Genomic DNA, 17637 nt, shown 5'->3' on the forward strand with positions numbered 1-17637 from the left:
CCATAACCCCTAGCTCGTGCCCCAGAAACCGGCTCAGGCGCCGAGGGGCGCCGGCACCTCGCCGTGCAGGTAGTTGCTGCAGTTCATGATGTTGCCCTGCACCGCGCGGGTGGCCTCGATGCCGCCCTTCTTGGCGCGCAGCAGCAGGATCATCCGGTTGACGTGCTTCAGCATCGCGCCGCGCGACCGGACGCGCCGGGCCCGCGTGCGGCGAGTCTGCTCGTAGAGCCGCAGCCGCGGCGCCGGGTCGCCCGCGCCCTCCAGCGCCCGGCTGAGCACCCAGCCGTCCTCCAGCGCCTGGTTGACACCCCAGCCGACGCGGGGCGGCACGGCGTGCGCAGCGTCGCCGACGAGCGTGATCGGCCCCTCACCCCACCACTTGCGCACCTTGTGGATGACGTGCGGGTGCACCTTGATGTCCTCCTCGGTGAGGACGTCGATCAAGTCGGCGACCGCGGGCGGCCAACCGGCGAACCACTCCCGCAGCAGGTCCATTCTGGACGGTCCGGAGTGCGGTTCGGCGGTGACCTGGTCGCCGACCACGCCGGTGGCGTCCAGGCCGGGGATGGGCCAGTGCACCTCGAACGCCCAGTGCTTGAGGTCCTCGGTGACGGAGTGGGTCGTGAACGCGACCTTGCGGCCGTAGTAGGCGGGAACGAAGTGCGGGTCGAGGCCGCCGATCTGCTTCTGCGTCGTGCCGTGCCAGGTCGCGAGACCGGTGTACTCGGCGATGTCGTCCGGGCCGAACAGGTGCCTGCGCACCACGGACCGGTAGCCGTCCGCGCCGATCAGCACGTCACCGGAGACCCGCGTGCCGTCCTCGAACACCGCCGTGACCGGGGCGTCGGCGCTCGTCCGCGCGGTGTCGATGGCGACGCACCGCATCCCGGTGCGCAGCACGCCGTCGGGCAGTGCCGCGTCGAGCCTGCGCACGATCTCGCCGCGCATCACCCCGGCGACGTGCGAGCCGAGCCGGCCGGCGATCTCGGCCAGGTCGACCCGCATCAGCGGCTTCTCGTCGTAGGACATGATGTCCGCGCTGTCCATCCGCATGCCGAGGTCGTCGACGCCGATGCCCAGGTCGCGCAGGATGCTGGTGCCGTTGGGCCACAGCAGCACGCCGTTGCCGCCCGCCCGCAGCTCGGGGCCGCGCTCGAACACCTCGACCTCGTGCCCGGTGGCGAGCAGGCCGGCCGCGGTGGTCAGGCCGCTGACCCCGGCCCCGATGATGATCGCTTTCACTGCGCCTTCTTCCGTGTGTTCGCGGAGAGCCAGTTCTGCACCGCACGCGCGGTCGACGCGGAATCTCCTTCGAGGATGCTGAAATGGCTGCCCGGCACGTCGAGCGTGAGGTGCGGGGTCTCCCAGAACGCGCGCCAGTCGGTGTCGTCGTCGACCGGTTCGCCGAGCTTGTCGGAGTACGGCTCGGTGGCCCGCAGCAGCAGGGTCGGTGTGGCGATCGGTTCCGGCTGCCACCCCGAGAAGAACTCGTGGTAGCGGCCCATCGCCGTGACGCGCGTGTCGTTGCGCAGCGCGAAGCCGCTCTCCTTGGCCAGCACCGTCTCCATCAGCGACGGCTCCAGCCACGGCCGCAGCCTGTTGATCCCGGGCGAGAAGCTGTCCATCAGCAGCACGGCTTCCGGCGCCTCGCCCGACTGTTCGAGGTGGGCGGCGACGGCGTAGGCGAGCATGCCGGACGCCGAGCGCCCGACCAGCACCGCCGGGACCCCGCACCGCCGGACGGCCTCCGCGTGCAGGCGGACGAGCGCGTCCAGGTCCGTCGGCAGCGCCTCGCCGTCGGCGTAACCGGGTTCCGGCAACGCCCACACGTCCCGCACGCCCCGCAGCGCGGCCGCGAACTTCGCGTACTCGTGCGGCCCGGACACCGCGCTGAACCCCGGGAAGCACAGCAGCGCGGGCGTTTCAGGGCCGCTCGCCAGCTTCACCGGCGCGGGCACGTGGCCGAGCGCCTCGCCGGCCCCGAACGACGGCCGCAGCGACGCCGCCGCCTTGGCCAGCAGCAACGCCTCGTCGAACCGTCCCTCGCCGCAGGCGTTCCAGTACAGCTCGCCGACCGACTGGCCCGCCGGTCCCGGTGCGGTGTCGAGCGACCGCTCCAGGTGCCGGGCCAGCGCGAGCGGCGACGGCTGGTCGAACAGCAGCGTCGCGGGCAGGTCGAGCCCGGTCAGCGCGGCGAGCCGGTTGCGCAGCTCCACCCCGGTGATCGAGTCGAACCCGAGCTCCAGGAACGGGGTCTCCGCGGTGATCTCGTCCGCGCTGCCGTACCCGAGCACCGCCGCGGCGTGCGTGCGGACCACATCGACCAGCGGTCTGCCGGAGAACGACTCCTCGGCGACCACCGCCGCCGGCACGACCCTCCTGCTCGGCGTCCGCGCCGACACCGCCTCGACCTGTGCCGGCTGCTCACCGGCGTGGCTGGTCACCGAGTCGATGCTGATGACCGGTTCGCCGGTGTGGTCGCTGCCGAGCACCCGCTCACCGTCGGTCCGCACGGTCAGCGACCGCGCTCCGGTGGCGAGCAGCCGGACGCCGGAGAACCGCACGACCTGCGAGTCACCGAGGTTCAGCGCCTGCTCCAGCAACGCGGGGTGCAGGCCGTAGCCCGCCACCGGCACCGCCTCCGGCAGCCGCACCTCGACCGCGGCACCGCTCGGCGTGGTGATCATCGGCCCGCCGTCCGGCGCCAGGAAGCCGTGCGCGACCTGGTGCCACGCCGTGCCGTCGTGCCGCGAGAAGACCCGGAGCTCGCGTCGGCCGGTGTCGTCGGCGGCCCGCACCCGGACCTGCACCTCGCCGTCCGCGCGAACGGGCAGCACGGTCAGTTCCTCGACCAGGCCGCAGCCGACCTCGTCACCCGCGCGCACGGCCAGTTCCACGAACACCGCCGCCGGCACGAGGTCGCCGAGCCACGGGTGCGCTCCGCGGGACAGGCGCCCGGTGAGCAGCACCGCGTCCTCGTCGGCGAGCGCGACGACCGTGCCGAGCACCGGATGACCGCTGCCCGCCGCCGGCCGCGACTGCGCCGACATCCAGTAACGCCTGCGCTGGAACGGGTAGGTCGGCAGGTCGAGGACCCGAGCGCCGGGCCGGGAACCCAGTCGGACCCAGTCCACCGCCACGCCACGGGTGTGCGCCCGTGCCAGTGCGGCGATCGCGGCGTTCGCCTCGGCCTGTTCCTTGCGCTGCACCGGGATGAAGACGACGTCCTCCCCTGGCAGGCACTCCGCGGCCATCGCCGAGAGCACGCCGTCCGGCCCGATCTCCAGCACCCGGCCGACGCCCTCGGCCCGCAGCCGGCGCACCCCGTCGAGGAAGCGGACGGGCCGGCGCAGGTGACGGACCCAGTACTCGGCCGAGCACACCTCCTCGGCGGTGAGCACCTCGCCCGTCACGTTGGACACGATCGCGATCCGCGGCGGCTGGAAGGTCAGCCGCGACACCACTTCCCGGAACGCGTCGAGCACCGGGTCCATCAGCGGGGAGTGGAAGGCGTGGCTGACCGGCAGCCTGCGGACCTTGCGCCCGCGCTCCTCCCACAGCTTCGCGACGGCCAGCACCGCGTCGGTGGCGCCGGAGACGACGACCGCCCGCGGCCCGTTGACCGCGGCGATCGAGGCGTCCGTGACACCGGCCAGCGACGCGGTCACCTCGTCCTCGCCCGCCTGCAGCGACACCATCGCGCCACCGGCCGGGAGCTCCTGCATCAACCGCGCCCGCGCCGCCACCAGGGCGCACGCGTCCGGCAGCGAGAACACCCCGGCGACGTGGGCGGCCGCGACCTCGCCGATGGAGTGGCCGAGGACGTACTCCGGCCTCACCCCGAGGTCCTCGACGAGCCGGTACAGCGCCACCTCCAGCGCGAACAGCGCCGGTTGCGTGTAGCCGGTCCGGTCGAGCAGGCCCGCCTCCGCCGTTCCGGGCTCGGCGAACACGACCCGGCGCAACGCCAGGTCCAGCTCGCCCTCGAACTCCGCGCACACCGCGTCGAACGCCTTGGCGAACACCGGGAACGCGTCGTACAGCTCACGGCCCATCGCGGCCCGCTGCGCACCCTGGCCGGTGAACAGGAACCCGAGCGCGCCACCGGCCGTCGTGCCCTCGACGACGTTGACCGCGGGCTCGCCGTCGGCCAGCGCCCGCACCCCGGCGAGCAGGTCCTCGCGTTCGGTGCCGAGCACGACCGCGCGGTGCGTGAACGCCGAGCGGTTGACCGCCAGTGCCGCGCCGATCTCGCCGGGCGTCAGATCGGGCTGTGAATCCACAAAGGACTCCAGCTGCCGGGCGTACTCCCGCAGCGCGGTCCTCGACTTGGCCGACAGCGTCCACGGCAGCGGGGTCTCCTCACCGGGGATCTCCTCGCCGGCGGGTGCCTCCTCGATGATCGTGTGCACGTTGGTGCCGCTGATGCCGAACGCCGACACGCCCGCACGGCGCGGACGCCCGCTGCGTTCCCACGGCTGAGCATCGGTGAGCAGCGAGACCGCGCCCTCCGACCAGTCGACGTGCGGCGACGGCTCGTCGACGTGCAACGTCCTGGGCAGCACGCCGTTCTGCAGCGCCATGACCACCTTGATGACACCGGCGACACCGGCCGCGGCCTGGGCGTGGCCGATGTTGGACTTCACCGAGCCCAGCCACAGCGGCTCGGCGCGGTCCTGGCCGTAGGTGGCGAGCACCGCCTGGGCCTCGATCGGGTCGCCGAGCTTCGTGCCGGTGCCGTGCGCCTCGACCGCGTCCACCTCGGACGGGGCCAGGCCCGCGTTCGCCAGCGCCTGCCGGATCACCCGCTGCTGCGAGGGACCGTTCGGCGCGGTCAGGCCGTTGGACGCGCCGTCCTGGTTGACCGCGCTACCCCGCACGACGGCGAGCACCCGGTGGCCGTTGCGGCGGGCGTCCGACAGCCGTTCCAGCAGCAGCACGCCGACGCCCTCGGCCGCGCCCATGCCGTCGGCCGCGGCGGAGAACGCCTTGCAGCGCCCGTCCTTCGCCAGCCCGCCGGCACGGCTGAACTCGACGAAGAAGCCGGGGCTGGACATGACGGTCGCGCCGCCGGCCAACGCCAGCGTGCACTCGCCGTTGCGCAGTGCGGCGGTGGCGAGGTGCAGGGCCACGAGCGACGACGAGCAGGCGGTGTCGACGGTGACCGCCGGTCCCTCCAGCCCGAAGACGTACGACACCCGGCCGGACGCCACGCTGCCCGCGTTGCCGGTGAGCACGTGTCCTTCCTGCTCCCCCGCGACGCCGTTCAGCGACACGGTGTAGTCCTGGCCGCTGAGGCCGGTGAACACGCCGGTCTGGCTGCCGCGCAACGACTCCGGCACGATCCCGGCCCGTTCGACCGCCTCCCAGGACGTCTCCAGCAGCAGCCGCTGCTGCGGGTCCATCGCCACGGCCTCGCGCGGCGAGATCCCGAAGAAGCCCGCGTCGAAGTCACCCGCGTCGTACATGAACGCGCCCTCGCGGGTGTAGGTGCGTCCGGAGGTCGCGGCCGGGTCGTAGATCTCGTCGGTGTTCCAGCCGCGGTCCACCGGGAAGTCGCCCACGGCGTCCCTGCCGTCGGCGAGCAACGCCCACAGGTCCTCCGGCGAGCGGACTCCGCCGGGGTAGCGGCAGGCCATGCCCACGATCGCGATCGGTTCGTCGGTCGACGTGCCCGCGCGGACGACCTCCCGCACCGGTTCGGCCTCGCCGACGAGCTCGGTCCGCAGCCGGGCGGCCAGCGCCACCGGCGTCGGGTGGTCGAACACGAGGGTGGCGGGCAGCCGCAGCCCGGTCGCGGCCGTCAGGCGGTTGCGCAGCTCGACCGCGGTGAGCGAGTCGACGCCGAGCTCCTTGAACGGCTTGGCGACGTCGAGGTCGTCCGGGCTGCCGTGCCCGAGGACGGTGGCCGCGTGCATCCGGACCAGCTGGACGAGCGTCTTGTCCTGGTCGGCGCGGGACAGCGTCCGCAGCCGTTCGGTGAGACCCGCGCGGTCGGCCGTGACACCGGCCGCCGTGGTGCGCTTGCGGGTGGTCCTGACCAGGCCGCGCAGCAACGGCGGCACGTCCGCCTGGCCGCGCAGCCCCTTCGTGTCCAGCTCGGCCGCGAGCACCGCGGGTGCCGGCAGGGCGATCGCCGCGTCGAGCAGCGCCAGTCCGTCCTGAGCGGACAGCGGCTTCATGCCGCCGGTCGTCATCCGCTGGACCTGGGCGTCGTCGAGGTGCGCGGTCAGGCCGCTGCGCTCCTGCCAGAAGCCCCAGGCGATCGACGTCGCGGGCAGGCCCAGCGAGTGCCGGTGCCGCGCCAGTCCGTCGAGGAAGGCGTTGGCGGCGGCGTAGTTCGCCTGGCCGGGGCTGCCGACCGTGCCGGCGGCCGAGGAGAACAGCACGAACGCGGCCAGGTCCTGGCCCTTGGTCAGCTCGTGCAGGTGCATGGCGGCGTCCGCCTTGGGGCGCCAGACCTTCTCCATCCGCTCCGGCGACAACGCCGTGACGACACCGTCGTCGAGCACACCGGCCGCGTGGACGACCGCCGTGATCCGCCGGCCGCGCAGCACCTCGGCCAGAGCGGCCCTGTCCCCGACGTCGCAGGCCACGACCTCGGCACCGAGCTCGGCCTCCAGCTCCGGCGCCGACCCGCTCCTGCCGAGCAGCAACAGATTTCGGGCGCCACGGGCGGCGAGGTGCCGTGCCACCAGGCCACCGAGCGTGCCGGTACCGCCGGTGATCACCACGGTGCCGTCCGGATCCAGTTCGCGCGGCACGGTCAGCACGACCTTGCCGACGTGCTTGGCCTGGCTGACGAACCGCAACGCCTCGCGCGCCCGGCGCACGTCCCACGCCCGGATCGGCAGCAGCGACAGCACGCCCTGCTCGAACAGGGCCACGATCTTGCGCAGCATCTCCTGGATGCGCCGCGGTCCCGCCTCGCCCAGGTCGAACGCCCGGTAGTGCACGCCGGGGTGCTGCTCGGCCACGACCTCCGCGTCACGGACGTCGGTCTTGCCCATCTCGATGAACCGGCCGCCCTCGCCGAGCAGTCCGAGCGAGGCGTCCACGTACTCGCCGGCCAGGCTGTCCAGCACGACGTCCACCCGGCCGAACCGCTCCGCGAACTCCAGCGACCGCGACGACGCGATCCGGTCGTCGCGCAAACCCATGCCGCGCAACGAGTCCCACTTCGCTGGACTCGCCGTGCCGTAGACCTCGGCACCGGCGGCGCGCGCCAGCTGCACCGCCGCCATGCCCACTCCGCCGGCGGCCGCGTGCACCAGCACCGACTCGCCGGCCTGGAGGTCGGCGAGGTCGTGCAGCCCGTACCAGGCGGTCAGGAACACCGTCGGCACGGACGCCGCCTCGGCGAAGGTCCAGCCGAGCGGGATCGGGACCACCAGACGGTGATCCGCGACGGCTCTGGCCGCGAAGGCGCCCGCGAACAGGCCCATCACGCGGTCGCCCACGGCCAGTCCCTCGACGCCGGGGCCGACCTCGACCACGACACCGGCGGCCTCGTTGCCGACGAACGTGCCGTTGCCGGGGTACATGCCGACCGACATCAGGGCGTCGCGGAAGTTCACACCCGCCGCCCGCACCGCCACGCGGACCTGACCCGCTTCCAGCGGCTGGTCGTCGACCGGTCGTGCGTCGACGCCCTGCACGCTCTCGCCGTCCGCGACCACCTGCCACGAGGTGTCCGGCAGCGTGATCGACTCCGGGAAGGACCGGGTCAGGCGAGGCACCTGGACCCGGCGTCCGCGCACCAGCGCGGCCGTCTCCCCGGAGTCCAGCAGGCCCGGCAGGACCGCGGCGTCGGCGTCGTCCCCGAGGTCGGCGACGACGACTCGTCCCGGGAACTCAGCCTGGACCGAACGGACAAGTCCCCAGACGCCAGCAAGATCAAGAGCCACCCCATCGTCCCGCTCCTCCACCGCGCCTCGGGTCACCACGACCACCTGGGCCTGACCGTCCATGAGCCTGCCGAGCACGTCCGCGAGCCACGTCACGACGGCGAGGCCGCGTTCCGCGGTGCCGTCACCGGGGGCGCACGACACGACGACGCACGCCGCCCGGTCGTCGACCTCCCCGACCTCCTCGACCCGGCGGAGGCCACCCAGCCCGTCGCCGAGCACCACCCAGCCGGCGGGGATCGCGGCCGGTTCGACGTCGACCGGCACCCATTCCAGCCCGAGCAGGGCGTCCGGCGTGGAGTCGAACCGCTCCAGGGCGACCGGCCGCAGCGCGAGCGACCCGACGACCGCGACCGGCGCACCGGCGCCGTCGAACAGCTCCAGCGCCACGCCGTCGTCGACCGCGCGGAGCCTCGCCCGCAGCACGGACGCGCCGGCCGCGAACACCCGGACGTCGTTCCACGCGAAGGGGAGCTGCGCCCGTGCCGGATCGGTGATCAGCTCACCGGGGCCGAGGGCGTGCAGAACGGCGTCGAGCAGCGCGGGGTGCAGGGTGAAGCGGCTCGGGTCGGTCTCCTCCGGCAGCGCGACCTCGGCGAAGACCTCGTCGCCGCGCCGCCACACCGCCCGCAGGCCCTGGAACGACGGCCCGTACTCGAAGCCGCCGGCCGCGAGCCGGTCGTAGAGTCCCTCCACGCCCACGGTCTCCGCTCCGGCGGGCGGCCACTCCAGCGCCGCGCCGGTGAAGCCCGCGCCGCCTTCGGACACGACGCCCTCGGCGTGCTGGACCCACTCGTCGTCGTTCAGCGAGTAGACGCCGACACCGCGCCGCCCGGACTCGTCAGGGGCCCCCACCACGACCTGGACCTGCACCGCGCCACCCGCGGGCACCACCAGCGGCCGGTGCAGCATCAGCTCCTCGACGGTGTCGCAGCCGGCCTCGTCCCCGGCCCGCACGGCCAGTTCGACGAACGCGGTCCCCGGCAGCAGCACAGTTCCGGACACGGCGTGGTCGGCGATCCAGGCGGGCGACGTCGCCGTCCACCGTCCGGAAAGGACAACCCCGCCGCCGTCCGCCAGTGCCACCACCGAGTCCAGCAGCGGGTGCGCCGCGCCGCCGGACGACGACGTGGCGCCTTCGAGCCAGTAGCGGCGCCGGTCGAACGCGTAGGTCGGCAGCGCGACCCGGCGGCCCTGCTCCAGCACCGGCCAGGTGACGTCCAGGCCGTGCGTGAACGCTTCGCCCAGCGACAGCAGGAACCGGTCGAGCCCGCCGTCCTCCTTGCGGATCGACCCGACGGCGGTGACGTCGGCCGCCTCGATCAGCGAGGCCGTCAGCAGCGGGTGCGGACTGACCTCGACGAACACCGAGGCGCCATCGGCCACCGCGGCGAGCGCGGCCTGCTGGAACAGCACGGGCTGCCGCAGGCTGCGGTACCAGTACTCGGCGTCCAGCTCGGCCGTGTCGATCAGGCCCCCGGCCATCGTCGAGTAGAACGGCACCTCGCACGACCGCGGCCGGACGTCCGCGAGCACCGCCAGCAGCTCGTCGCGGATCTCCTCCACCTGCGCGGAGTGCGACGCGAAGTCGACCCCGGGCAGCCGCCACCGCAGCACACCGGCCCTGGCGAGGCTTTTCTCGAACTCGAGCAGCGCCTTCGGCTCACCGGCGACGACCGTGGTCGCGGGAGCGTTGACCGCGGCGACGGAGATGACCTCGCCCCACGGCGCGATGCGTTCCGCGACCTCGGCCTCCGGCAGCGACACCGACAGCATGGCGCCCTTGCCCGAGACCTGCCGCAGCAGCCCGCTGCGCAGTGCGACGACCTTCGCGGCCTCGGGGAGCGAGAGCGCTCCCGCCACGCAGGCCGCGGCGATCTCGCCCTGCGAGTGCCCGATGACACCGCTCGGCGTGACACCACTGGCCTGCCACAGCGCCGCCATCGACACCATGACGGAGAACAGCACGGGCTGGACCACGTCGACCCTGGCGAGGTCGGGCGCTCCCTCGACGCCGTGCAGCACGTCGCGGACGCTCCAGCCCAGCAACGGTTCCAGCGCCAAGTCGCACTCGACCAGGCGTTCGCGGAACACCGGCGACGAGTCCGCCAGTTCGAGCGCCATGCCCTGCCACTGCGACCCCTGGCCGGGGAACACGAAGACGGGCGGCCGGCCGTGGTCGGCCGCGGTGTTCTCGACGACGTTCGCCGCCGAACCTCCCTCCGCGACCACTTCCAAGCCCCGCACCAGGTCTTCGCCCGCCGCGACGACGACCGCCCGGTGGGTGTGCGCGGACCTGGTCGTGGCCAGCGAGAACGCGACGTCGAGCGGGTCGAGGTCCGCCCCGGCCAGGTGCTCGGCGAGCACGGCGGCCTGGGCGCGCATCGCCCGTTCGCTGCGACCGGACACGACCCACGGCACGACGGACTGGTCACGCGGTTCTTCCGCCGCCGCCGGCTGCTCCGGTGCTTCCTCCAGGATCGTGTGGACGTTCGTGCCGCTGATGCCGAACGCGGAGACGCCGGCCCGGCGCGGGTGGCCGTTGCGGTCCCAGGGCCGGGCCTCGGTCAGCAACGACACCGCGCCCGCGGACCAGTCGATGTGCGGCGAGGGCTCAGTGGCGTGCAGGGTCTTGGGCAGCACGCCGTGGCGCATCGCCATGACCATCTTGATCACGCCCGCGACGCCGGCCGCCGACTGGGCGTGGCCGATGTTCGACTTGACCGAACCCAGCCACACCGGGGTGTCGCGGTCCTGGCCGTAGGTGGCGAGCACGGCCTGCGCCTCGATCGGGTCGCCGAGCTTCGTGCCCGTGCCGTGCGCCTCCACGACGTCCACATCGGACGGACGCAGACCGGCGTTCGACAACGCCGCACGGATCACCCGTTGCTGCGACGGGCCGTTCGGTGCGGTGAGCCCGTTGGACGCACCGTCCTGGTTCACGGCGCTGCCGCGCACGACGGCCAGGACCTCGTGGCCGTTGCGCTGGGCGTCCGACAGCCGTTCCAGCAGCAGGACGCCGATGCCTTCCGCGGCGCCCATGCCGTCGGCGTCGGCGGAGAACGCCTTGCAGCGCCCGTCCTTCGCCAGCCCGCCCTGGCGGCTGAACTCGACGAAGAACCCCGGGCTGGACATCACGGTCGCGCCACCGGCCAGCGCCAGCGTGCACTCCCCGTTGCGCAGAGCGTTTGCGGCGAGGTGCAGTGCCACCAGCGAGGAGGAGCAGGCCGTGTCGACCGTGACGGCCGGGCCTTCGAGACCGAAGACGTAGGAGACCCGGCCGGACGCCACACTGCCCGCGTTGCCGGTGACGAGCTGGCCCTCGGTGCCGTCGGAGGTGTCGACGAGCGAACCGACGTAGTCCTGGCCGCTCAGGCCGGTGAACACGCCGGTCTGGCTGCCGCGCAACGACTCCGGCACGATCCCGGCCCGTTCGAACACCTCCTGCGAGGTCTCCAGCAGCAGCCTCTGCTGCGGGTCCATCGCGAGCGCCTCGCGCGGCGAGATCCCGAAGAACCCGGCGTCGAACGCGCCGGCCTCGCGGACGAACCCGCCCTGCCGCACGTAGGTCTTGCCGGAACGGTCCGGGTCGGGGTCGTAGAGCCCTTCGACGTCCCAGCCGCGGTCGTCCGGGAAGTCGCCGATGGCGTCACGGCCCGCGGCCAGCAACGCCCAGAGGTCCTCCGGCGACCGGACGCCGCCGGGGAACCGGCAGGCCATGCCGACGATCGCGATGGGTTCGTCCGTCGTCCCCGTCCGCACGACCTCGCGCGGCCGTGCGGACGTCTCGCCGACCAGGTCCGCGCGCAGCCGGGCCGCCAGGTCGTTCGGCGTGGGGTGGTCGAAGACGAGCGTCGCCGGCAGCCGCAGCCCGGTGGCGGCGTTGAGGCGGTTGCGCAGCTCGACCGAGGTCAGCGAGTCGAACCCGAGCTCCTTGAACGACCTGGTGGCCGCGATGTCCGCCGGGTTGTCGTACCCGAGCGCCGCGGCCGCGTTGGACCGCACCAGGTCGAGCACCGCGCGGTCGCGGTCGGCCTCCGGCAGCCGGGCGAGGCGGTCGCCGAGCGTGCTGCTCGCGGCGCCGGACGCCGTCCGGCGCGTCCGTCCCCTGACCAGGCCGCGCAGCAACGGCGGGACGTCCTTCAGCGCCTTGACGTCGAGCTTCGCCGCGAGCACGGCCGGAACTGGGCTCGCGATGGCCGCGTCCAGCAACGCCAGCCCGTCCTGGGCGGACAGCGGCCGCATGCCGCCGGCCGACATCCTGCGCAGCTGCGCGTCGTCGAGGTGCTCGGTCATGCCGCTGCGGTCTTCCCAGAAGCCCCAGGCGATCGACGTGCCGGCGAGGCCGCGCTCCTGGCGGTGCTGGGCCAGTGCGTCGAGGAAGACGTTGGCGGCGGCGTAGTTGCCCTGCCCGGCGCTGCCGACCGTGCCGGCGGCGGAGGAGAACAGCACGAACGCCGCCAGGTCCTGGCCCGCGGTCAGCTCGTGGAGGTTGATGGCCGCGTCCGCCTTGGGACGCCACACGCGGTCGATCCGCTCCGGGGTGAGAGCGGAGATCACGCCGTCGTCGAGCACACCGGCCGCGTGCACCACGGCCGTGATCTTCCGGCCCTCCAGCACTTCCGCCAGCGCGGCCCGGTCCGTGACGTCGCAGGCCACGACCTCGGCGTCGATCTCCGATGCCGACCCGCTCCGGCTGAGCAGCACCAGGTTCCGCATCCCGCGCTGGGCGAGGTGCCGGGCCACGTGCAGCCCGAGCGTGCCCGTGCCGCCGGTGATCACGACGGTGCCGTCCGGATCCAGTTCGCGCGGCACGGTCAGCACGACCTTGCCGACGTGCTTGGCCTGGCTGACGAACCGCAACGCCTCACGAGCGCGTCGCACGTCCCACGCCCGGATCGGCAGCAACGACAACGCACCCTGCTCGAACAGGGCCACGATCTCCCGCAGCATCTCCTGGATGCGGTCCTCCCCCGCCTCGGCGAGGTCGAAGGCCCGGTACCGCACACCGGGGTGCTGACCGGCGTCCCGCACGTCGGTCTTGCCCATCTCGACGAACCGGCCACCTTCACCGAGCAGTCCCAGCGAGGCGTCGACGAACTCGCCGGCGAGGCTGTTCAGCACGACGTCGACCCGCCCGAACTGCTCGGCGAACTCCAGCGTCCGCGAGGAAGCCACACCCGCCAGTCCGGTGAGAGCGCCCCACTTCGCCGGGCTGGCCGTGCCGTAGACCTCAGCACCCCAGGCGCGTGCCAGCTGCGTCGCGGCCATGCCCACACCGCCGGCCGCCGAGTGCACCAGCACCGACTCGCCGGCTCGCAGGTCCGCCAGGTCGCGCAACGCGTACCAGGCGGTCAGGAACACCGTCGGCACCGAAGCCGCCTCGGCGAACGACCAGCCGTCGGGAATCTTCGCCACCACGCGGTGATCGGCGACGACCTCCGACCCGAACGAGCCGCGGAACAGGCCCATCACCCGGTCGCCGACCGCCAGGCCGGCCTCCGCTCCGACCTCGACCACCACACCGGCGCCCTCGTTGCCGATCACGGTGTCGCCGCCGGGGTACAGACCGACGCACATCAGGGCGTCCCGGAAGTTCACGCCCGCAGCCCGGATCGCCACGCGGACCTGCCCGGCGCCGAGCTCCGCGGTGCCGGTCTCCACGACGTCGACGCCCTCGACGCTCTCGCCGTCCGCCACCAGCCGCCACGGCGTGTTCCGCGGCAGCGCAAACGTTTCCGGCATGGTGCGGGTGAGCCTGGGGACGAGCACGCGGCCGTCCCGCACCAGCGCGGAGGGTTCGTCCGACGCCACCAGCCCGGCCAGCAGGCCGAAGTCCACATCGGACTGCGCGTCGACCAGGGTGATCCGGTCCGGCAGCTCGGCCTGGGCCGACCGCACGAGGCCCCACACCCCGGCGAGGCCGAGGTCCACCTCGTCACCGACGGCGCCGCGCGTCACCACGACCACGTGCGCGTCGGTCCCTGCCAAGCGGTTCAGCACGTCCACCAGCCACGTCACGACGGCTCGGCCGCGGTCCGCGACCGGCAGGGACGTGTCGGCGACGCACGACACCACCACGCACCGGGCGTCGTCCGCCGAGTCGAACTCGTCCAGCGAGACCCAACCGGACGCATCGCCGGGCGGGACGTCGAGCGCCACCCAGTCCATGCGCAGCACCGAGTCGCCGGCAGAACTGGCCGCCGCGGTGACCGGCCGTGACACGACCGACCGCACGGAAGCGACCGCGGCACCGGTGGCGTCGGCCAGGTCCAGCGACAGGCCGTCCTCCCCCGCCGGACGCAAACGCACGCGCAGTGCGGTGGCCCCCTCGGCGTGCAGGGTCACGTCGTTCCAGACGAACGGCAGCATGGCCTCGCGGACCGCGCCCTCGTCCCGTGCCGCGGCCGCGTGCAGAGCCGCGTCGAACAGCGCCGGGTGCAGCCCGAACCGGCCCGCGTCGGACTGGTGCTCCTCGGGGAGCGCGACCTCGGCGAAGATCTCGTCGCCCCGCCGCCACACCGCCTGCAGGCCGCGGAACGACGGCCCGTAGCCATATCCCGCGTCGGTCAGCCGGTCGTAGAACCCGTCGATCCCCACCGCGTCCGCCCCCGCGGGCGGCCACTCGGTCAGGTCGACGGCCTCACCCGCCGCGCTGGTCAGGAACCCTTCGGCGTGATGGCTCCACTCCTCGCCGTCGGCCGACGAGAAGACTCCGACGCTCCGGCGTCCGGACTCGTCCGCGCCCACCAGCACCTGCACCTGGACCGACGTGCCGGCCGACAACGCCAAGGGCCGGTGCAGCGTCAGCTCCTCGAGCGCCGGGCAGCCGATCTCGTCCCCGGCCCTCACCGCCATCTCGACGAACGCCGTGCCGGGCACCAGGACCTGCCCCGCCACCGCGTGATCGGCGAGCCACGCGGGCGAGGCCGGCGACACCCGGCCCGACAGCACCACACCGCCGCCGTCGGCGAGCGCCACCGCCGATCCCAGCAGCGGGTGGGCACCGCCCGTCGCGCCGCCCAGGCCGGAGTCCAGCCAGAACCGGCGCCGCTCGAAGGCGTACGTCGGCAGGTCCACCCGGCGGCCGCCGGACAGCCCCGGCCACGTCACGTCCACGCCGTGTGCGAACGCCTCGCCCAGCGACAGCACGAACCGGTCCAGTCCGCCGTCGTCGCGCCGGATCGAGCCGAGCGCCATCACGTCGGCGGTCTCCTGCACCGACGACACCAGCACCGGGTGCGGACTGACCTCGACGAACACCCGCAGGCCGTCCTGCACCGCGCTGAGCGTCGCCTGGTCGAACGCGACCGTGCGCCGCAGGTTCTCGTACCAGTACTCCGCGGTCAGCCCGGCGGTGTCGACCAGCCCGCCGCTCACCGTCGAGTAGAACGGCACCTCGCACGACCGCGGCCGGATGTCCGCGAGCGCCGCCAGCAGTTCGTCGCGGATCGACTCGACCTGCGCCGAGTGCGACGCGTAGTCCACGGCGATCCGGCGCGCCCGCACCTTCTCCCGCCGGCACCAGGCCAGCGCCGCTTCGAGGCCGGCCACCTCTCCGGAGATCACCGTCGTGGAGGCGCCGTTGACCGCGGCTACCGAGACGCCGTCCCACTCGCCCAGCAGCTCGCGCACCCGTGCCGCGGGCAGGCCGACCGACGCCATCCCGCCCAGCCCGGACAGGCTCACCAGCAGCTTGCTGCGGGTGACGACCACCCGTGCCGCGTCCTCCAGCGACAACGCCCCGGCCACGCACGCCGCCGCGATCTCGCCCTGGGAGTGCCCGATCACGCCGCCCGGCGTGACACCGCTGCCCTGCCACAACGCCCCGAGCGACACCATGACCGCGAACAGCACCGGCTGCACGACGTCGACCCGCACCATCTCGGGCGCACCGTCCACACCGGACAGGACGTCGAGGACCCGCCAGCCCAGCAACGGTTCCATCACCCGGTCGCACTCGGCCAGCCGCTCACCGAACACCGGGGCGACCGCGGCCAGTTCCACCGCCATGCCCGCCCACTGCGAACCCTGACCGGGGAAGACGAAGACGGGTGAGGTGCTCGCGGCCGCACGGCCGGTGACCACCTGGGCCGACGCGCTGCCGTCGCGCACCGCCCGCAGGGCGCTGACGAGCTCGTCGCGGCCGGAGACCGCGGCGACCGCCCGTTCCGCGAAGGTCGCGCGTCCGGTGGTCAGCGAGTGGGCGATGTCGACCGGACGGAGTTCGGGGTGGTCCTCGACGAACGACAGCAGCCGACCGGCGTGCGCGCGCAGCGCGGGCACCGACTTGGCCGAGAGCGCCACCGGCACCACCGAGTCCGGCGCCTCCCCCGCGTCCTGCTCGACGACGGGCGCTTCCTCCAGCACGACGTGCGCGTTGGTGCCGCTCATGCCGAACGACGACACGCCCGCCCGGCGCGGGTGGCCGTTGCGTTCCCAGGGCTGGGCCTCGGTGAGCAGCGAGACCGCGCCCGCGGACCAGTCGACGTGGGGTGAGGGCGAGTCGATGTGCAGCGACTTCGGCAGCACGTTGTTCTGCAGCGCCAGCACCATCTTGATGACACCGGCGACACCGGCCGCCGCCTGGGCGTGGCCGATGTTGGACTTGACCGACCCCAGCCACAACGGCGTCGACCGGCCCTGCCCGTAGGTCGCCAGCACCGCCTGGGCCTCGATCGGGTCACCCAGCTTGGTGCCCGTGCCGTGCGCCTCCACGGCGTCCACATCGGACGGACGCAGGCCGGCGTTCGTCAGCGCCGCGCGGATCACCCGCTGCTGCGACGGGCCGCTGGGCGCCGTCAGTCCGTTGGACGCGCCGTCCTGGTTGACGGCGGTGCCGCGGATGACGGCGAGAATCCGCCGGCCGTTGCGCCGCGCGTCCGACAACCGTTCCAGCAGCAGGACTCCGACGCCCTCGCCCGCACCCATGCCGTCCGCCGCTGCCGAGAACGCCTTGCAGCGCCCGTCCTTCGCCAGTCCGCCCTGCCGGCTGAACTCGACGAAGAAGCCGGGACTCGACATGACCGTCGCGCCACCGGCCAACGCCAGCGTGCACTCACCGCTGCGCAGCGCCCCGACCGCGAGGTGCATCGCCACCAGCGACGACGAGCACGCGGTGTCGACCGTGACGGCCGGGCCTTCGAGACCGAAGACGTACGACACCCGGCCGGACGCCACACTGCCCGCGCTCCCGGTCGCGACGTGACCTTCCACGACGTCCGGGCTCGCCGAGCTGCCGTAGTCCTGCCCGCTCAGCCCCGCGAACACGCCGGTCTGGCTGCCGCGCAACGACTCCGGCACGATCCCGGCCCGTTCGAACACCTCCCACGACGCCTCCAGCAGCAGCCGCTGCTGCGGGTCCATCGCCAGCGCCTCGCGCGGCGAGATCCCGAAGAACCCCGCGTCGAAGTCGCCGACGTCGTGCAGGAACCCGCCGTAGCGGGTGTAGCAGGTGCCCGTCCGGTCGGGATCGGGGTCGTAGAGCGCCTCCACGTCCCAGCCGCGGTCGAGCGGGAACGTCCCGATCGCGTCCGCCTCGCCGGTGAGCAGCCGCCACAGGTCGTCGGGCGACGAGACGCCGCCGGGGAACCGGCAGGCCATGCCCACGACGGCGATCGGCTCGGTGGAGGCGGCCGCGAGCCGGCCCGCCTCCTTCTGCAGCCGCTCGTTCTCCTTGAGCGAGGCCCGCAGTGCCTCGACGAGCTGGTCGGTAGACGTGCTCAAGTCA

General features: G+C 73.6%; 2 protein-coding genes. Both read right to left on the minus strand.

Annotated elements, in window-relative coordinates:
* Window positions 1-33: 33 nt before the first annotated feature.
* Entirely contained in the window at window positions 34-1242 is a 1209-nt protein-coding gene (locus tag VF330_RS05385; protein ID WP_330850372.1) for an NAD(P)/FAD-dependent oxidoreductase, read from the minus strand.
* A complete protein-coding gene (locus VF330_RS05390; RefSeq protein ID WP_330850373.1) occupies window positions 1239-17633 on the minus strand; it encodes an SDR family NAD(P)-dependent oxidoreductase in 16395 nt (5464 codons plus the stop codon). The genes VF330_RS05385 and VF330_RS05390 overlap by 4 nt, the downstream gene beginning before the upstream one ends.
* Window positions 17634-17637: the final 4 nt, after the last annotated feature.

It is taken from the genome of Lentzea sp., assembly GCF_036380075.1.
GTDB lineage: Bacteria > Actinomycetota > Actinomycetes > Mycobacteriales > Pseudonocardiaceae > Lentzea.